The organism is Streptomyces sp. NPDC043861 (genome assembly GCF_056435905.1).
In genome coordinates this window covers 153,097-172,786 of the sequence record NZ_JBWKDP010000014.1, presented here as the reverse complement: position 1 = coordinate 172,786, position 19,690 = coordinate 153,097, and the positions used below count along the sequence as shown (strand labels likewise).

The following is a 19,690-nucleotide window of genomic DNA, read 5'->3' as shown; positions in this document are numbered from 1 at the left end:
CCGACCGCCGGGGTGGCTCGCCGTCGTCCGGCTGACGGAGTCCGTTCGAGTGGGCGAGGAGCGCGCCGTCGCCGTGGGCGATCGGCGCGCTGGTAGCGGTGGTGCATGCTGCTCTCCTCTCGCCCCCTGCGGGCCGTGCTGCTCGTTGCCGCCTCGGCCACCCTGCTGGCCGCCGCACCGCCCGCGCCGGTACCGCTGGGGATCGGCGACCCGCTCTTCCCCTACTTGGGCAATCCCGGGTACGACGTCCTCACGTACGACATCGCCTTCGCCTACGGCGGCTCGAACAGCAAGCCCCTGGAGGCGGTCACGAAGATCGAGGCCCGCGCGACCGAGCGTCTCGAGCGGATCAACCTCGACTTCACCCGCGGCAAAGTCCGGACCGTCGAAGTGAACGGCCGCGCAGCCGGGTTCGCGACTGCCGGTGAGGACCTCGTCGTCACGCCTCGGGACGCGGTCGAGGACGGCGATCGCCTGCGGATCACCGTCACCCACACGAGCGACCCGAAAGGCCCCAAGGGGGCCGGCGGATGGGTCCGCACCTCCGACGGGCTGGTCATGGCCAACCAGGCCGATGCCGCCCACCGCGTGTTCCCCTGCAACGACCACCCGGCCGACAAGGCCATGTTCACGTTCCGCATCACCGCCCCGGCAGAGTTGACGGCGGTGGCCAACGGGCTGCTGGTGGCGAAGGTCCCGACCGGCCGGACCGCGACCTGGCTGTACCGCACCGGCCACCCCATGGCGACCGAGCTTGCCCAGGTCAGCATCGGCACGTCGGCGGTCGTCCACCGGGCGGGCCCGCACGGACTGCCCGTGCGGGACGTTGTGCCGGCGGCGGACCGCAGGCTCCTGGAGCCCTGGCTCAAGAAGACCCCGGGCCATGTCGAGTGGATGGAGCGCAAGGTCGGGCGCTATCCCTTCGAGACGTACGGACTGCTGATCGCCACCGCCGACACCGGGTTCGAACTGGAGACGCAGACGCTCTCGCTCTTCGAGCGGTCGCTGTTCACGAACACCCAGCGCCCGGCGTGGTACGTCGACTCGATCATGGTCCACGAGCTGGCCCACCAGTGGTTCGGGAACAGCGTCACCCCGCGCGGCTGGTCGGACCTCTGGCTCAATGAAGGGCACGCCACCTGGTACGAAGCGCTGTACGCGGAGGAGCACGCCCAGCAGTCCCTGCAGAAGCGGATGCGCGACGCATACACGCGGTCGGACGGCTGGCGCGCCGCGGGCGGACCGCCCGCGGCTCCGAAACCCGCAGCGCCAGGCCAGCAGCTCGGGCTGTTCCGGCCGATCGTCTACAACGGCAGCGCGCTCGTGCTGTACGCGCTGCGGCAGGAGATCGGGAAACCCGCCTTCGAGGCGCTGGAGCGCGCCTGGGTGGCCGAGCACAGGGACGGCACGGCAAGCACGGCGGACTTCACGGCACTCGCGTCACGGATCGCCCACCGGGATCTGTCCGCGTTCTTCCAGGCGTGGCTCTACGGAGAGCGCACGCCGAGGATGCCGGGGCATCCCGACTGGCGCAGTGCCGCACCGGCGGCGAAGCAGGAGCAGCCGGCGCAGCCGCAACGGTGACTGCGCCGCGCCGGCTTGGCTGCCGGGCCGCGGAAGCGGCAGCGGTGGACCGGGCAGTGGTCGTGTGCACGGCGGGGCGCGAAGCGGCGTACGGCACCGAGGGCCCCGCGGTGCCACCGAGGGGCCGCAGCGCGGCCGGCGTCAAAACCGGGGTGACGGCCGTGGTGGCACCGTGCGACCATCGACAGGTCGGCGGTGCTGCCGGGCCGGACCTTCCTGCGGGGCCCGCAGGGGGTTTCTTCCGGAGCCCCTTCGGGAATCTTTCCGGTTCGTCACGCGTTGTGACCGGCGTAGCGTACGTTCCGTACCGTAAATCTCATCGACGTAAGGATCCAATGACCTCCTCTTCATCCCCTTCCAAGCGCGCGCAGAGCTTCGCGGACAGCCACCGCACGGAGAGCCTTCGGGCCGATGCCCTGATGGAAGAGGACGTCGCCTGGAGCTACGAGATCGACGGGGACCGGGACGGCGATCAGTTCGACCGCTCCGATCGTGCCGCTCTGCGGCGTGTGGCAGGCCTCTCCACCGAGCTCGAGGACGTCACCGAGGTCGAGTACCGGCAGCTCCGGCTGGAGCGCGTGGTGCTCGTGGGTGTCTGGACCTCGGGGACCGTCCAGGACGCCGAGAACTCCCTGGCCGAGCTGGCCGCGCTCGCCGAGACGGCGGGCGCGCTCGTGCTCGACGGTGTCATCCAGCGCCGCGACAAGCCGGACCCGGCCACCTACATCGGTTCGGGCAAGGCGAACGAGCTGCGCGACATCGTGATCGAGAGCGGGGCCGACACCGTCGTCTGCGACGGTGAACTTAGCCCCGGCCAGCTGATCCACCTCGAGGACGTCGTCAAGGTCAAGGTGGTCGACCGGACCGCCCTGATCCTGGACATCTTCGCCCAGCACGCCAAGTCCAGGGAGGGCAAGGCGCAGGTGGCGCTGGCACAGATGCAGTACATGCTGCCCCGGCTGCGGGGCTGGGGCCAGTCCCTGTCCCGGCAGATGGGTGGCGGCGGAAGTGGCGGCATGGCCACCCGCGGACCCGGTGAGACCAAGATCGAGACGGACCGGCGTCGGATCCGCGAGAAGATGGCGAAGATGCGCCGTGAGATCGCGGAGATGAAGACGGGCCGCGAGATCAAGCGCCAGGAGCGGCGGCGGAACAAGGTCCCGTCGGTCGCGATCGCCGGATACACCAACGCGGGCAAGTCCTCGCTGCTCAACCGTCTTACCGGCGCCGGTGTCCTGGTGGAGAACGCACTGTTCGCCACCCTGGACCCGACGGTGCGCCGGGCCGAGACGCCCAGTGGCAGGTTGTACACGCTGGCGGACACGGTCGGATTCGTCCGGCATCTGCCGCACCACCTCGTGGAGGCGTTCCGCTCCACGATGGAGGAGGTCGGCGAGGCCGATCTCATCCTGCATGTGGTCGACGGCTCGCACCCGGTTCCGGAGGAGCAGCTGGCAGCCGTGCGCGAGGTGATCCGCGACGTCGGCGCGGTGGAGGTGCCCGAGATCGTGGTGATCAACAAGGCGGATGCGGCCGATCCTGTGGTGCTCCAGCGCCTGCTGCGGATCGAACGGCACGCGATCGCCGTATCGGCCCGCACCGGCAAGGGCATCGGTGAGCTGCTCGCCCTGATCGATGCCGAACTGCCCCGGCCCGAGGTCGAGATCGAGGCTCTCGTGCCGTACACGCAGGGCGCACTGGTCTCGCGGGTGCACGCCGACGGTGAGGTGCTCTCCGAGGAGCACACCTCCGAGGGCACACTGCTCAAGGCGCGCGTCCACGAAGAACTGGCCGCCGCCCTCGGGCCGTACGTACCGGCGACGCACTGACCCGGAGCCACGGCGAACGCCGGCAGGCAGACCGAAGGCCCGCCCCCTCCGAATGAGGGTGGCGGGCCTTCGGGCGTCCACGGCAGTTCGTGCCGGCCGGCGAACGCGTCGCCCATCGTCGTGCGGATCTGTCGGCGCCCCCGCCGAGCCGCGGTCCGGCCCGCCGGCGGACCTCGCCGGGACGACGGACGTGTTGGAGGCCGGCGCGAGCCTGCCGTTCGGCTGCTCGGTGAACCAGCCGCCACCGGAGGAGCCGGCCGTCCCGGTACGGCCGATGCGCCACATCGTCGGCGTCCCGGGGCCGGTGGACAGCCGGCCGGGAGCGACGACGACCCGGCGCCTCGGTCGATGCACTTGTGCACGATCAGACCGTCGAAAGGCACCGCCACAGGGTGGCACCGCGCGCTCATTGCACCGTTGCGCCGCGGCGGAGGAGGGCGGGAGCGCGAAGGAGCCTCCGGAGACGCGCTCCGGAGGCTCGATCGCATGTGCGGCGCTGCTGCCCCGCAGCCGGCTACTGGCCGGCGAACTTCTTGCTGACCGCGTCGTAGATGCCCTTGGCCTCGGGGCCGAGCCGCGGGCCGGCCAGCCAGCCTCCCGTCGCCGGGCCTATGGACGTGTTCGACACGAGCGCGGGCTTGCCGTTCTTGCCCGCCGCGAACCACCCACCGCCGGACGAGCCGCCGGTCATGGTGCAGCCGATGCGGTACATCGTCGTCTGGTCCTTGTCGATGGACAGGCGGCCGGGCCGGTCCTTGCACTGGAACATCCGCTCACCGTCGAACGGCGGCGCCGCCGGGTAGCCCGTCGCCGTCATGCCGCTGATCTTCGGTGTGGCGGGGGCGTTGAACTCCACCGGGAGTGCCGAACCGACCGTCTCCTCCAGTGACTTGCCGTTCCCGCCCTTCTCCGGCGTCACATGGATCACGGCAAAGTCGTACGGAGCGCCGTGGCCGCCGGTCGCCATTCCCTGGGAGATCCACTGCTCGGAGGTCTGCGCGCCGTCGGCCCACCAGACGCCGAGCGGGGCGATCTCGGCCCTCGTGCCGCCCGAGGACCTGGCGTCGTTGTTGTACGACGGGACGAAGACGATGTTCCGGTACCAGCCGCCCTCCTTGCCCGCGTGGACACAGTGACCCGCCGTCCACACCAGATTGGACTTGCCGGGGTTCGCCGGATCCTGCACAACGGTCGCGGAGCAGACCATCGAGCCCTTCGGGCCATCGAGGAGGAGCTTCCCCGCCTCGGGCGCACTGTCGTGGTACGGACTCTTCACGGCCTGTGCCGTGACCGGGTCGGGCGTCGGGTCCGTGACGCCTTCGTCACCGGAGATGTCCTCCTCCTCGACCGGCCTGTCCGGCTGCTCGGCATCCCGCATCCGGTCCGCGTCCCAGAGGTCCTCGATGATCGGGTTGACGAAGTCCTTGGCCTCGCGCAGCCACGTGTCCTTGTCCCAGTTCTTCCACTCGCCGTTCTTCCACTTGTCCAGGTCGATCCCGTGCTCCTTGAGCCGGTCCTTGAGGTCGTCCGGGATCGTGATCTTGCCGTCGGAAGTGGCTGTGGCACTGGGGCTGTTGCTCGCATTGTTCTCGCTGGGGCCGCATGCCGTGGCCGTCAGCGCGAGGGCAGCGACGACAGCAGCCGCCGTGAGCACCGGAGTTCTGCGACCGGCGCTCCTCCCGCGGCCTGCAGCGAAGGTCGGGCGAATGAGTCGCATGTGGTGATCCCCCTGGGACTTCAAGAGTTCCGTGCCTGTTGAACGAACTGCCTCCGCACAGCGGGCGGTGCCGCCCGTCGCCGGAGCGCAGCCCCCCACTATGCCGGTGCCGAAAGGGACGGTTGACGGCAGGGGCTCGGTTCCCGCCGTCAGGATCTTCGGTAGGGACCGTGATCCCTTGCGGTCGTCGTCGTTGCTACGTACGGGGGACACAACGCCGGCGCTCGGCCCCATGGTGCGGTGGTGGAGCGTCGTACCGGGTGCGCATCGCAACTGTGGACAGCAGGAGGACCCTTAGCCGTGGCCGTGACCGAACCTGCCCGGGTGACGCAACCCGCCGTGCACGAAGGGATCCTCGGACGCCAGTCGCTCCGCGAGTCGGCGGCCCGTACCTATGCTCGCTCGCTCCCGATCGTCCCCGTACGGGCCCGGGGCCTGACCATCGAAGGGGCCGACGGCCGCCGCTATCTCGACTGTCTCTCGGGAGCGGGAACCCTGGCTCTCGGCCACAACCACCCGGTCGTGCTGGAGGCCATCAGAAAGGTGCTCGACTCGGGTGCACCACTCCATGTCCTCGACCTCGCCACCCCGGTCAAGGACGCCTTCACCACCGAGCTGTTCGCCACTCTGCCCCGTCCACTCGCCGACAACGCCCGCATCCAGTTCTGCGGACCGGCGGGCACGGATGCCGTCGAAGCGGCCCTCAAACTCGTCCGCACCGCGACCGGCCGTACCGGCATGCTCGCCTTCACGGGCGCCTACCACGGCATGACCTCCGGAGCCCTCGACGCCTCGGGCGGCGCCACCGACGTCCGTGTGACCAGGCTGCCCTACCCGCGGAACTACCGCTGTCCCTTCGGCGTGGGCGGGGAGCGCGGCGCCGAACTCTCCGCGCGATGGACCGAGAATCTCCTCGACGACCCCAAGGGCGGTGTCCGCTCCCCGGCCGGAATGATCCTTGAACCGGTGCAGGGCGAGGGCGGGGTCATCCCTGCGCCCGACTCCTGGATGCGCAGGATGCGCGAGATCACCTCGTCCCGCTCCATCCCCCTGATCGCCGACGAGGTGCAGACCGGCGTCGGGCGTACCGGCACGTTCTGGGCGGTCGAGCACAGCGGGATCGTCCCCGATGTGATGGTCCTGTCCAAGGCCATCGGAGGCTCTCTGCCGCTGGCCGTGATCGTCTACCACTCGGACCTCGACACCTGGCAACCCGGCGCCCACGCCGGTACGTTCCGCGGCAACCAGCTCGCCATGGCCGCGGGCGCCGCCACCCTCGCCTATGTACGCGAGAACCGCCTCGCCGAGCGGGCCGCCACCCTCGGTGCCCGCATGCTCGGCCGGCTCCAGGGCCTGGCGGCGACGCACCGCTGTATCGGCGACGTCCGCGGCCGCGGCCTCATGATCGGCGTCGAACTCGTCGACCCGGACATCGACGACCCGGGCGCCGACGCCCCACCGCCCGATCCCGCGCTCGCCGTCACGGTCCAACAGGAATGCCTGCGCCGCGGTCTCATCGTCGAACTGGGCGGACGCCATGCCGGTGTCGTGCGTCTGCTGCCCCCGCTCACCCTCACCGATGAACAGGCCACCGCGGTCCTCGACCGCTTCGCCGATGCACTGACGGCGGCCGAAGGCTCACTTCACCGCCGGAACGGCACCCGGCCGTCTCACTGACCCCCGGACGACAGCACAAGGAAGTCCCCTGTGAACCCCACCCCCGTTGCACCCGACGTTCCCGATCCCGACTGCCCCGCCGCCCCCCACGTGACGGAGAACGGAACACCCGGCGCTCTCACGGTCGAGCAGACGACGGTGCCGCGGCAGTCATCGGGGTTCCCCGGCGAGGGGACCGACCCCGCCGCCGCCCTCGATGCCACCAGGACGCCCCTGGCCGCCTCGCCCGATCCCCTCGACCACGCCGACCCGCACATCGCCGCGGACGCGGCCGCGGTCGAGAACCTGTTGCGCTGCTGGGTCCGCGAGAACGATCTGCCGCGCCCCGACGGGTACACCCTCACCATCCCGCTCCACGCCAGCGGCACCGCCCTCCTCGTCCCCGTGCGCTACTGGTCCGACACCGGCTGGCACCGCTTCGGCCCGCCCGCGCTGCAGGGGGTGCCGGACGGTGCCCCGACGGCCGACGCAGTCACGGTCGCCGCTCTGCTCACCCGGGAGCAGGGAAGCAGGGAACGGGCCGACAGCTGCTCCGACACCGATGACCACGGGCCGGCAGGCGCATCCGGGGCCGAAGGAGCCGACCTCGTCGGCCGGGTCGCCGACTCACTCCGTCGAACGGCCGACTTCATTGCCGCCCGCCGAGAGTCCCCCGGCCCCGACGAGCGCGCCGACCTGTTCCTCACAGCCGAACAGTCGCTGATCCTCGGGCACCCCCTGCACCCCACGCCCAAGAGCCGGGAAGGCCTCACCGAGACCGAGGCCCGCCTCTACTCACCCGAACTGCACGGCGCTTTCCTCCTCCACTGGACGGCCGTCGACCGCAGCATCCTCGCCACGGACTCGGCATGGACGGAGGAAGGTCGCGTCATCCCGGCGGAGCGGCTCACGGCCCGCCTCCTCGGCAGTGATCCGAGGCTCCCTCCCGGCACCGTGCCCTTGCCGCTCCACCCATGGCAGGCTCGCGAGCTCGGCCGTCGTCCCGCCGTCGCGGCACTCCTCGACGCCGGACTGCTCCATGACCTCGGACCCGGTGGGGACCCGTGGCATCCCACCTCCTCGGTGCGCACCGTCCACCGCCCCGGCACGCCCGCCATGCTCAAGCTCTCACTCGGTGTACGCATCACCAACTCCCGTCGCGACAACCTCCGCAAGGAACTCCACCGTGGGGTCGAGGTCCACCGACTACTCCGCACAGGACTCGCCGAGCAGTGGCGGACCGTCCACCCGGGCTTCGACATCGTGCGCGACCCCGCCTGGCTCGCCGTCGACGCCGGCGACGGTCTGCCCGTGCCGGGACTTGACGTCATGCTGCGGCACAACCCCTTCGGCCCCGGCGACGACGCCGTGTGCATCGCCGGGCTCACCGCGCCGCGGCCCTGGCCGGGCCGTCCCGGGATGCACTCGCGCCTCGCCGACATCATCAACCGGCTCGCCGTCAGCACCGGCCGGCCCGGCGGCGCCGTCGCCACCGAGTGGTTCCTGCGGTACCTCGATCAGGTCGTGCGGCCCGTGCTCTGGCTGGACGGCACCGCGGGAGTCGCCCTCGAAGCCCACCAGCAGAACACCCTGGTGCTGCTCGACCCCGACGGCTGGCCCGTCGGCGGCCGCTACCGCGACAACCAGGGCTACTACTTCCGTGAGTCCCACCGCTCGGCCCTCGACCACAGGCTCCCCGGTATCGGCAGCGTCAGCGACACCTTCGTCCCCGACGCCGTCACCGACGAACGCTTCGCCTACTACCTCGGCATCAACAACGTCCTCGGCCTGATCGGCGCCTTCGGAGCCCAGCGCCTCGCCGAGGAACGCGTACTCATCGCCGCCTTCCGAAGGTTCCTCACCTCTGCCGCCGCACTCGGCTCACCCCTGCCGGCACTCCTCCTGGACATGCCCACCCTGCGCTGCAAGGCCAATCTGCTGACCCGGCTGCACGGCCTCGACGAGCTCGTCGGTCCCGTCGACACCCAGTCCGTCTACGTCACGATCGCCAACCCCCTCCACTCCTGAACGACACCGCCACCCGATGACATCGCCCCCGAGCCGCTGAGAGGAGAGGGCCACCCATGCCTCCCACCGAATCGAGCACCGACACCGGGCCGTCTCCGGCACCTCCTTCCGGCGGCGGCACCGAGGACACCCTGGACCTGCGGCTGCCCGATGAACTCCTCGCACTGCTCGGACAGGACCAGGCCTTCGGCGACACCCCCGCCACGCGCGTGGCGTCCGTCGCCGAAGCCGCCCACTGGGCGCCGGACCGTGACGATCTTCTCGACGGCCTCGCCGACTGGGGCCCGGCCGGCACCCCTTTCGGCTCCCTCCAGCTCCTCCCCGTTCGCATCGAGCGCGACCTCGAACTGATCAGCCGGTGGATGAACGACCCCGCGGTCGCCGCCTTCTGGGAACTGGCCGGGCCCGAATCGATCACTGCCCTCCACCTGCGCACCCAGCTGGACGGCGACGGCCGCAGCATCCCCTGCCTCGGAGTGCTCGAAGGCGTACCCATGAGCTACTTCGAGATCTACCGCGCCGATCTCGACCCCCTCGCCCGCCAGTACCCCGCACGCCCCCACGACACCGGAATCCACCTCCTCATCGGTGGCGTCGCAGACCGGGGACGTGGCGTCGGCACGGCACTCCTGCGCGCCGCGGCCGACCTCGTCCTCGACAAACGTCCCCGTTGCGCACGCGTCGTCGCGGAACCGGACCTGCGCAACACCCCCTCCGTGTCCGCCTTCCTTCGGGCCGGCTTCCGCTTCTCAGCGGAAGTCGACCTCCCCGACAAACGAGCCGCGCTCATGGTCCGCGAGCGCCTGCTCACCGGCCTGCTCTGAACGACCCGCTGATCTACATACACCGCTCGACCCGCATCGGTTCCATCCGAGGAGTCCCCGTGCCGAAGTCCTCCGCCGCCCCAGACTCCGACGGGCATTCGGCCCTGCTCGCACCGCCCGAGCTGAACCCGGAGACATGGCACGGTGCTTCACGTCGTCTCCTTGCCAAGATGATCGGCGAGTTCGCCTACGAGGAACTGATCGAGCCTCTGCCGCAGGGCGACGGCGATCACTACACCCTCCACCTCGACGACGGCGAACCCGTCGCCTTCCGCGCCGAGCGGGGCTCGTACGGCAGTTGGCGGGTGGCACCCGACTCGATCACAGGCGGCGCGGGGGAGCCGTTCACGGATCCACTGCGCTTCATCGTCGGAGCCCACGGTCTGCTCGCCCTGGACGGAGCCACCCTCGGCCACCTCATCCGCGAGCTGAACACGACGCTCGCCGCCGACTGCCGGCTCGCCCACACAGCACTCCCCGCCGCCCGGATCGCAGACCTCGACTACGCGACACTGGAAGGCCACCAGACCGGTCACCCCTGGCTCGTCGTCAACAAAGGCCGTCTCGGCTTCTCCGCCCAGGACTGCGCCCGCTGGGCACCCGAAGCCCGCACCCCCGTCCACCTGCCCTGGATCGCCGTCAGCACCACCCTCGCCACCTATCGCGGAGCAGGCACCGTTGCCACGGCCGACGGCCTGTACACGAGGGAACTCGACGACGCCGTCCGCGACACCTTCGTCGCAGGACTCCGCTCACGCGGCCACGACCCCGACCGCTACCTCTTCCTCCCCGTCCACCCCTGGCAGTGGGAGCACGTCCTGCTGCCCCTCTACGCCGAGTCCATCGCCCGGGGCGACATCGTCCCGCTGACCTGTGACAGCGATCTGCGGCTGCCCCAGCAGTCCGTCCGCACCTTTCTCAACACCAGCCGGCCCGACCGGCACACGGTCAAGCTCCCGCTCTCCGTGCTCAACACTCTCGTCTGGCGCGGACTGCCCACCGACCGCACCCTCGCGGCCCCCGCCGTCACCGCCTGGGTGCACGGGCTGCGCGACGCCGACCCCTTCCTGCGGGACGAGTGCGGTGTGATCCTGCTCGGCGAAGTCGCGTCCGTCACGGTCGAGCACCCGCACTACGACCGGCTCCCCGAGGTCCCGTACCAGTACAAGGAGCTCCTCGGCGCCATCTGGCGCGAGCCCCTGCGGCTGCCGCCCGGCGAGCGAGCCCGCACGCTTGCCTCACTCCTGTACACCGACCCCGAGGGGCGCGCCCTCACCACCGAGCTGGTCGGGCGCTCCGGTCTCTCTGCCACGGCCTGGCTGCAGCGCCTCTTCGCCGCACTCCTGCCCCCGCTGCTGCGTTTCCTCTATCGCCACGGCACCGTTTTCTCCCCGCACGGGGAGAACGCCATCGTCGTCTTCGACGATCACGACGTGCCAGTGCGGCTCGCGATCAAGGATTTCGTCGACGATGTGAACATCAGTGCGGAATCGCTGCCGGAACATGAATCGATGCCCGACGACGTGCGGGCGGTCCTCCTCACAGAGGAGCCGTCCTTCCTGGTCCAGTTCATCCACTCCGGACTCTTCGTCGGAGTCTTCCGCTTCCTGGCGCCTCTGTGCGAGGAGCAACTGGGTGTACCGGAAACCGAGTTCTGGCGACTGGTCCGGACGGAGATCCTGCGCCACCAGGCCCGTTTTCCGGAGCTCAAGGAGCGATACGCGATGTTCGACCTGCTCAGTCCACGTATCGAGCGGCTCTGCCTCAACCGCAATCGGCTCCACCTCGATGGCTACCGTGACCGCCCCGAACGCCCGCACGCAGCCGTGCACGGCACGGTCCGCAACCCCCTCGGCACGGGCTGAGGGCCCCGGCCCGCCATGTGTGTGATCCCGGTGTCAGTGGCGCCCCGTAGGGTGGACTGTCTATGACGAAGCCATCCCTCCCCGAGCTCCTCCACGCCGCGGTGTCAGCCGTCGGCGGGATGGAACGGCCTGGCCAGGTCACCATGGCCGAGTCCGTGGCCGAGGCCATCGACGACAGCTCCCACCTGCTCATCCAGGCCGGCACCGGCACCGGAAAGTCCCTCGGCTATCTGGTGCCGGCCCTGTCTCACGGTGAGCGTGTCGTCGTGGCCACGGCCACGCTCGCCCTGCAGCGCCAGCTCGTGGAGCGGGACCTGCCGCGGACGGTGGACGCGCTGCACCCGCTGCTCCGCCGCCGCCCGGAGTTCGCCATGCTCAAGGGGCGGTCGAACTATCTCTGTCTGCATCGCCTCCACGAAGGTGTTCCGCAGGAGGAGGAGGACGGACTCTTCGATCCCTTCGAGGCCGCGGCGCCCACCAGCAAGCTGGGCCAGGACCTGCTCCGGATGCGGGACTGGGCCGATGAGACGGAGACGGGGGACCGGGACGATCTCACCCCGGGTGTCTCCGACCGGGCGTGGTCCCAGGTCTCCGTGTCGTCCAGGGAGTGCCTCGGGGCGAGCAAGTGCGCGTACGGGGCGGAATGCTTCGCCGAGATGGCCAGGGAGCGCGCCAAGCTCTCCGACGTCGTGGTCACCAATCACGCTCTTCTGGCGATCGATGCCATCGAGGGCGCTCCGGTGCTGCCGCAGCACGAGGTGCTGATCGTCGACGAAGCCCACGAGCTGGTCTCCCGGGTCACCGGCGTCGCCACGGGCGAGCTCACTCCCGGCCAGGTCAACCGGGCGGTGCGGCGCGCCGCCAAGCTGGTCAACGAGAAGGCGGCGGACCAGCTGCAAACGGCGGCCGAGGGCTTCGAGCGGCTGATGGAGCTCGCTCTCCCCGGCCGGCTGGAGGCGATCCCGGAGGACCTGGAATATGCGCTGATGGCGTTGCGTGACGCCGCCCGCACGGTCATTTCGGCGCTCGGTGCCACCCGCGACAAGTCCGTCCAGGACGAGGACGCGGTGCGCAAGCAGGCGCTCGCGGCCGTCGAGACGATTCACGACGTCGCCGAGCGGATCACCAATGGCTCCGAGTACGACGTCGTCTGGTACGAGCGCCACGACCGGTTCGGCGCCTCGCTGAGGGTCGCACCGCTCTCCGTGTCGGGCCTGCTCCGCGAAAAGCTCTTCGCCGACCGGTCGGTCGTCCTCACCTCCGCGACGCTCAAGCTGGGCGGCGACTTCAATGGGGTGGGTGCCTCGCTTGGGCTGGCCCCGGAGGGTACGGGGGGCGAGGACCTCCCGGTGTGGAAGGGCATCGACGTCGGTTCGCCCTTCGACTATCCGAAGCAGGGCATTCTCTATGTCGCCCGCCATCTGAGCACGCCCGGACGCGAGGGCAGCCGCGACGACATGATGGAAGAGCTGGCCGAGCTGGTGGAAGCGGCCGGAGGGCGGACTCTCGGTCTGTTCTCGTCGATGCGAGCGGCCCAGGCTGCCGCGGAGGAGCTGCGGGGCCGGCTCGAGAAGCCGATCCTGCTCCAGGGCGAGGAGACCCTCGGCGAGCTGATCAAGAACTTCGCGGCCGACCCGGAGACCTGTCTCTTCGGCACGCTCTCCCTCTGGCAGGGTGTCGATGTCCCGGGGCCGAGCTGTCAGCTCGTCGTCATGGACCGTATTCCCTTTCCCCGGCCCGACGATCCGCTGATGAGCGCCCGCGCGAAGGCCGTGGAGGAAAGCGGCGGAAACGGGTTCATGGCGGTCGCGGCTACGCACGCGGCACTGCTGATGGCCCAGGGAGCAGGCCGCCTCGTACGTGCCACGGGCGACCGCGGGGTCGTGGCCGTTCTCGATCCCCGCCTGGCCAACGCACGCTACGGCAGCTATCTGCGGGCTTCACTGCCCGACTTCTGGTACACCACGGACCGTAACCAAGTGCGCCGCTCCCTCGCGGCCATCGACGCGGCGGCGAAGGTCGACGGACGCTAGTGCCGCGTCGGCCAAGGTTTGCCCCGTCGCGACGCCCGGCACGGCACTCCCCCTGGCTTCGCCGGGAGGTGCCCCCCACGCTGCGTTGCCGAATCAACCGAGTAGGCCCACTACGAGGTCGATCCAGCGCCTTGCGATCCACCGCACCGGACGCCGCTCCTTGACGGGCAGACCTTGCCTGATGCGGCACTGGTGCGCTGACCGGGGCGGTGCCGGGGCCCGCGGCGTCGGGGTGCGCGGAGTCTCCTCAGGCCTGCCAGGCCCGGGAAGGATCCCAGGGCGGTGGGGGTCCGGGGATGCCGCCGCCCGTCCGGACGCCGGGGGAGCCCTCTACCGGTTGTGGATGCTTCCCAGGCGTAGCTCCGGGAGAGCACTCGGTTCACCCCGAGAACGACGAACAACGCAGCGCGGGCGTGCCTCCGGCGGTAGCCGGGGAGCGCCGTGCAGGGAGGGTGTACCGGTGGACCCGCACCATGTCGCAGGTGTACAAGCCGGGCAGACAACAGGGCCCCGGGACCGGCGCAGTGGGTCCCGGGGCCCGGTCAGGGCCGACGAGGTGGGCTCACACCCGTCGAAGCACCGCCACCACCTTGCCGAGGATTGTGGCCTCGTCACCAGGGATCGGCTGGTAGGCCGCGTTGTGCGGGAGGAGCCAGACGTGACCGTCCTCCCGCTTGAAGCGCTTGACCGTGGCCTCTCCATCCAGCATCGCCGCGACGATGTCGCCGTTTTCGGCCACCGGCTGCCGGCGCACGGTCACCCAGTCACCGTCGCAGATCGCGGCCTCGATCATCGAGTCGCCGACGACCTTGAGGACGAAGAGTTCACCGTCACCGACCAGCTGGCGGGGCAGGGGGAATACATCCTCGACCGACTCCTCGGCGAGGATCGGGCCACCGGCGGCGATCCGGCCGACCAGGGGCACATAGGACGCGGCGGGCTTGCCGGTGGTGTCCGTGGGCTGCGTGGCGGGCTGGTCGGAGCCGCGCACCTCGTACGCCCGCGGTCGGTGAGGGTCGCGGCGGAGGAATCCTTTGCGCTCCAGAGCCATCAGCTGGTGGGCGACCGAGGAGGTGCTGGACAGGCCCACTGCCTGGCCGATCTCGCGCATCGACGGCGGGTAGCCCCGACGCTGCACGGAGTCGCGAATGACCTCGATAACCCTCCGCTGCCGGTCGGTGAGGCCCGAGCTGTCCGCGCGGATCCCTGGAGGTCGGCCTGGGAGCGAGCGCGTGGGGCGCGAGGGCTCGGCCCCCTCCGGGGTCGTGACTGTGTCATTCATGGCATGCACCGGCTCGAATCGGTTCTGGGAGCGGTCCTGGGCAGTGATGGTGGCACTGTCTGCGGTGGTGGTCACGTCGGCCCCTCTCGAGATGGTCTCCCTAGCTGGACAACGGTAGTTGCTTTCGAAAGGTTGCGCCAAACACACGTTCGAGTGAAAAATCGCAAATGACCTGACGCGTGCTTGTGGCCGGGTGTATTGGACGGGCCGTGATCACGGTGGCGATCCGGGCTGCTGCGAACGCAGCCGCGGCAACCTTCACCGCCGCTCGCCGACCGCGGGATCTTCCCGTGGGGTGTGACACCAGTGTGTCACCCGTGGCCCCGTAATCCGGGTAGCCGCGCGTTTCCCGTACCCTCGTGGCCGGTCGGATCCGCCCCTGTTCCGCTTGCCGCCGCCCCCGTGCGGCAGGGGACGCGCCGATACGCGAAAGCGGGCCAAACCCCAGATCTAGTGGTTGGATTGGGGCCGCCTCCCAGAAGTTGTGGTCCCCGGTGATTCAAGGTCCCGGCGATCGCCTATGCTTGTGGCTGCTTCGAGGGGGTCCGACCGGCCCTGTCGGGGCTATTCAGTCGTGCTGTGAAGGAGGGTTGGGAGCCATGCACTGCCCCTTCTGCAGGCACCCGGACAGTCGCGTCGTCGACAGCCGGACCACTGATGACGGCACGTCGATCCGGCGGCGCCGCCAGTGCCCCGACTGCTCCCGTCGATTCACGACGGTGGAGACCGCCTCGCTGATGGTGATCAAGCGCAGCGGGGTGACCGAACCCTTCAGTCGTACCAAGGTCATCTCCGGTGTGCGCAAGGCATGCCAGGGACGGCCGGTCACCGAGGACGCCCTCGCTCAGCTCGGCCAGCGGGTCGAGGAAGCGGTGCGCGCCACCGGCAGTGCCGAGCTGACCACCCACGATGTGGGGCTGGCCATACTCGGCCCCTTGCAGGAACTCGACCTCGTCGCCTACCTGCGCTTCGCGTCCGTGTACCGAGCGTTCGACTCGCTCGAAGACTTCGAGGCCGCCATCGCGGAGCTCCGTGAGCAGCGGCCCCCCGCAGAGGAATGCGTGCCCGGTGTGGCCCCCGAGGTCCCCGTGCCCGCCGCTGCCGCCGACTGACTGACCGGCCGGCCCCCGAGGGGCCGGCGATCGGCCGCCGGGCGGCGAACGACTGCCCCGGGCGCCGTGCGCGGCGCCAAGGGGCGAAAGACAGAGACTGTGCCACGGGAAGATCTGGGCACTTCAGGGCGTTTTTGCCCGTATATGGGAGGCGGCATGACAGAGACGGCGAGCGGCCCGGCACGGGGTTCCCGAGCCAAGGGATCCAAGGCCGCAGCGGCCCGGCAGGGCCTGCGTATCGAGCGTGTCCACACCACCCCCGGCGTGCATCCGTACGACGAGGTGGTCTGGGAGCGCCGTGACGTCGTCATGACCAACTGGCGCGACGGCTCGGTGAACTTCGAGCAGCGTGGCGTCGAGTTCCCCGACTTCTGGTCGGTCAACGCGGTCAACATCGTCACCAGCAAGTACTTCCGCGGAGCCGTGGGCACCCCGCAGCGCGAGACCGGTCTCAAGCAGCTCATCGACCGGATCGTGAAGACGTACCGCAAGGCAGGTGAGGACTACAAGTACTTCGCCTCGCCCGCTGATGCGGAGATCTTCGAGCACGAGCTGGCGTACGCCCTCCTGCACCAGATCTTCAGCTTCAACTCGCCGGTGTGGTTCAACGTCGGCACGCCGCAGCCGCAGCAGGTCTCCGCCTGCTTCATCCTGTCCGTCGACGACTCCATGGAGTCGATCCTCGACTGGTACAAGGAAGAGGGCATGATCTTCAAGGGCGGTTCCGGCGCCGGCCTGAACCTCTCTCGCATCCGCTCCTCCAAGGAGCTGCTGTCCTCCGGGGGCAACGCCTCCGGCCCGGTCTCGTTCATGCGCGGCGCCGACGCCTCCGCAGGAACGATCAAGTCCGGTGGCGCCACCCGCCGCGCCGCCAAGATGGTCATCCTCGACGTCGACCACCCCGACATCGAGGGCTTCATCGAGACCAAGGTCAAGGAAGAGGAGAAGATCCGCGCACTGCGCGACGCGGGCTTCGACATGGACCTGGGCGGCGACGACATCACGTCCGTCCAGTACCAGAACGCCAACAACTCGGTCCGTGTGAACGACGAGTTCATGAAGGCTGTCGAGTCCGGCGGCAAGTTCGGGCTGCGCGCCCGTATGACCGGCGACGTCATCGAAGAGGTCGACGCCAAGTCCCTCTTCCGCAAGATGGCCGAGGCCGCCTGGGCCTGCGCCGACCCGGGCATCCAGTACGACGACACCATCAACCACTGGCACACCTGCCCCGAGTCCGGCCGCATCAACGGCTCGAACCCGTGCAGCGAGTACATGCACCTGGACAACACGTCCTGCAACCTGGCCTCGCTGAACCTGATGAAGTTCCTGAAGGACGACGGCAAGGGCAAGCAGTCCTTCGAGGTCGAGCGCTTCGCCAAGGTCGTCGAGCTGGTCATCACCGCGATGGACATCTCCATCTGCTTCGCCGACTTCCCGACCCAGAAGATCGGCGAGAACACGCGCGCCTTCCGCCAGCTCGGCATCGGCTACGCCAACCTCGGCGCGCTGCTGATGGCGACCGGCCACGCCTACGACTCCGACGGCGGCCGCGCCCTGGCCGGTGCCATCACGTCCCTGATGACCGGTACGTCGTACCGGCGCTCCGCCGAGCTCGCCGCGGTCGTCGGCCCGTACGACGGATACGCCCGCAACGCCGAGCCGCACAAGCGGGTCATGAAGCAGCACGCCGACGCCAACTCCAAGGCCGTCCGCATGGACGACCTGGACACGCCGATCTGGGCGGCCGCGACCGAGGCCTGGCAGGACGTCATCCGCATCGGCGAGAAGAACGGTTTCCGCAACTCGCAGGCATCCGTCATCGCCCCGACCGGCACCATCGGTCTCGCGATGTCCTGCGACACCACCGGCCTGGAGCCGGACCTCGCGCTGGTCAAGTTCAAGAAGCTGGTCGGCGGCGGCTCGATGCAGATCGTCAACGGCACCGTGCCGCAGGCGCTGCGCCGCCTCGGCTACCAGCCGGAGCAGATCGAGGCGATCGTCGCCCACATCGCCGACCACGGCAACGTGATCGACGCCCCCGGGCTGAAGACCGAGCACTACGAGGTCTTCGACTGCGCCATGGGTGAGCGCTCCATCTCCGCGATGGGCCACGTCCGCATGATGGCCGCGATCCAGCCCTGGATCTCGGGCGCCCTCTCCAAGACGGTGAACATGCCGGAGTCGGCCACCGTCGAGGAGGTCGAGGAGATCTACTTCGAGGCCTGGAAGATGGGCGTCAAGGCGCTCGCGATCTACCGTGACAACTGCAAGGTCGGCCAGCCGCTCTCCGCCAAGAAGAAGGAGGCGGAGAAGGCCGAGATCACGGAGAAGGCCGAGGAGACGATCCGCACCGCGGTCGAGAAGGTCGTCGAATACCGCCCGGTCCGCAAGCGCCTGCCGAAGGGCCGCCCCGGCATCACGACCTCCTTCACCGTCGGCGGCGCCGAGGGCTACATGACCGCGAACTCCTACCCGGACGACGGTCTCGGCGAGGTCTTCCTGAAGATGTCCAAGCAGGGGTCCACCCTCGCGGGCATGATGGACGCGTTCTCGATCGCCGTCTCGGTCGGTCTGCAGTACGGCGTGCCGCTGGAGACGTACGTCTCGAAGTTCACGAACATGCGCTTCGAGCCGGCCGGCATGACGGACGACCCGGACGTGCGGATGGCGCAGTCGATCGTCGACTACATCTTCCGCCGTCTGGCGCTGGACTTCCTGCCCTTCGAGACCCGTTCGGCCCTCGGTATCCACTCGGCGGAGGAGCGTCAGCGCCACCTGGAGACCGGCTCCTACGAGCCGGCGGACGACGAGGTGGACGTCGAGGGCCTGGCCCAGTCCGCCCCGCGCCAGCAGGAGACCCTGCGGGCGGTGGCCCCGCCGAAGGCAGAGGCCCCGGACCCGAAGCAGGCCCACACCTCGGCTGAGCTCGTCGAGATGCAGCTGGGCATCAGCGCCGACGCGCCGCTGTGCTTCTCGTGCGGTACGAAGATGCAGCGTGCCGGTTCCTGCTACATCTGCGAGGGCTGCGGCTCCACCAGCGGCTGCAGCTGAATGTGAGCGCCTTTCAGGCGTGAAGTGACTGCTCGGGTTGGGGAGTCGGCAACGTGCCGGCTCCCCACTCGGCTGTCGTGGCTATCGGGACTTCCTGTCGCCCGGTTCCCCAAGTGTTCTTGCTATCAGGTCGGTATCGCAGTACTCGGTCAGCGCCCGCAGTTTTCCGTCCTCGATATGGCAAACCCAGCAGTACGTGTTGTGATAGGGCTTCCCCTCCGTGGTCGTGGCGCGCCCTCTGCACTCCACGACGACGCAGTCGCCGGCGGCGACGAAACGATGTGGGGTGTTCGTGTACGTGTCCGCGAACTGGGCGAGCAGCGGCCGGAACAGCTCGTTGAGGACGGTCTGTTTCCCCTCATAGGTCCCGGACCATTTCGTCGTACCGATGATCGTCCAGCGGAAGTCGTCGGCGAGACTCTCGGCGAGAGGCCTGCCGTCCCCTTCCTCCAGCCCGGCGAAGATGCGCTGCATCAGTCGCGTGTTCTCGGTCTCGCTCATGGCTCCTCCGTCACCTCTTCCCAAAGGTTCGGCCTGTCATTCAACAGGCTGGAGTGCCGTCGCGGGCGGCGTTCCCGGGAGAGGCGGGCACCGCGGGAGCGACGGCGCAGGCACCCGCGCGGTCGGGACCGACGGCCAGGGGCCGAGGAACGGCGCACACCAGGAACAACGGCCCTGCGCCAGTACGAGGGGGCGGAATCGCGTCGGA

General features: G+C 69.6%; 12 protein-coding genes. 9 read left to right on the top strand and 3 right to left on the bottom strand.

The annotated features are described in order from the left end of the window. Window positions 1-105: 105 nt before the first annotated feature. Together AC068D_RS28115 and hflX are read left to right on the top strand one after the other, a co-directional pair. Entirely contained in the window at window positions 106-1,584 is a 1,479-nt protein-coding gene (locus tag AC068D_RS28115) for a M1 family metallopeptidase (RefSeq protein WP_478825887.1), read from the top strand. A gap of 335 nt (window positions 1,585-1,919) precedes the next feature. Further along, window positions 1,920-3,413 (top strand): GTPase HflX, encoded by a 1,494-nt coding sequence (gene hflX / locus AC068D_RS28110; protein ID WP_478825886.1) that lies wholly within the window; start codon window positions 1,920-1,922, stop codon window positions 3,411-3,413. A 514-nt stretch (window positions 3,414-3,927) separates the two neighbouring features. Here hflX and AC068D_RS28105 read toward each other — a convergent pair. Further along, complete coding sequence (locus tag AC068D_RS28105) at window positions 3,928-5,130, bottom strand: trypsin-like serine peptidase (protein WP_478825885.1); 1,203 nt, start codon at window positions 5,128-5,130, stop codon at window positions 3,928-3,930. A gap of 300 nt (window positions 5,131-5,430) precedes the next feature. Between AC068D_RS28105 and AC068D_RS28100 the strand changes: the two genes are divergently transcribed. From AC068D_RS28100 to AC068D_RS28080, 5 genes are all read left to right on the top strand, one after another. Further along, the gene (locus AC068D_RS28100) at window positions 5,431-6,807 is read left to right on the top strand and encodes a diaminobutyrate--2-oxoglutarate transaminase family protein (protein WP_478825884.1); all 1,377 of its coding nucleotides are present in this window, start codon (window positions 5,431-5,433) and stop codon (window positions 6,805-6,807) included. A 30-nt stretch (window positions 6,808-6,837) separates the two neighbouring features. Further along, a complete protein-coding gene (locus tag AC068D_RS28095; protein WP_478825883.1) occupies window positions 6,838-8,814 on the top strand; it encodes an IucA/IucC family protein in 1,977 nt (658 codons plus the stop codon). A 56-nt stretch (window positions 8,815-8,870) separates the two neighbouring features. Next, entirely contained in the window at window positions 8,871-9,638 is a 768-nt protein-coding gene (locus tag AC068D_RS28090; RefSeq protein ID WP_478825882.1) for a GNAT family N-acetyltransferase, read from the top strand. A 59-nt stretch (window positions 9,639-9,697) separates the two neighbouring features. Further along, window positions 9,698-11,503 (top strand): IucA/IucC family protein, encoded by a 1,806-nt coding sequence (locus tag AC068D_RS28085; RefSeq protein ID WP_478825881.1) that lies wholly within the window; start codon window positions 9,698-9,700, stop codon window positions 11,501-11,503. Between the two features lie 62 nt (window positions 11,504-11,565). Further along, window positions 11,566-13,536, top strand: a complete 1,971-nt coding sequence (locus AC068D_RS28080; RefSeq protein ID WP_478825880.1) for an ATP-dependent DNA helicase — start codon at window positions 11,566-11,568, stop codon at window positions 13,534-13,536. Between the two features lie 562 nt (window positions 13,537-14,098). On the opposite strand, the gene lexA is transcribed toward AC068D_RS28080, so the two are convergent. Then, window positions 14,099-14,893 (bottom strand): transcriptional repressor LexA, encoded by a 795-nt coding sequence (gene lexA / locus AC068D_RS28075; protein ID WP_478825879.1) that lies wholly within the window; start codon window positions 14,891-14,893, stop codon window positions 14,099-14,101. 524 nt (window positions 14,894-15,417) lie between these two features. On the opposite strand from lexA, the gene nrdR reads away from it, so the two are divergent. Both nrdR and AC068D_RS28065 read left to right on the top strand, forming a co-directional pair. Beyond that, a complete protein-coding gene (gene nrdR / locus AC068D_RS28070) occupies window positions 15,418-15,930 on the top strand; it encodes a transcriptional regulator NrdR (protein ID WP_478825878.1) in 513 nt (170 codons plus the stop codon). Between the two features lie 156 nt (window positions 15,931-16,086). Next, entirely contained in the window at window positions 16,087-18,981 is a 2,895-nt protein-coding gene (locus tag AC068D_RS28065) for a vitamin B12-dependent ribonucleotide reductase (protein WP_478825877.1), read from the top strand. Between the two features lie 81 nt (window positions 18,982-19,062). Here AC068D_RS28065 and AC068D_RS28060 read toward each other — a convergent pair whose 3' ends face one another. Next, window positions 19,063-19,482 carry a nuclear transport factor 2 family protein gene (locus tag AC068D_RS28060; RefSeq protein ID WP_478825876.1) on the bottom strand — a complete coding sequence of 140 codons (420 nt, stop codon included), beginning with the start codon at window positions 19,480-19,482 and terminating at the stop codon, window positions 19,063-19,065. Between the last annotated feature and the right edge of the window lie 208 nt (window positions 19,483-19,690).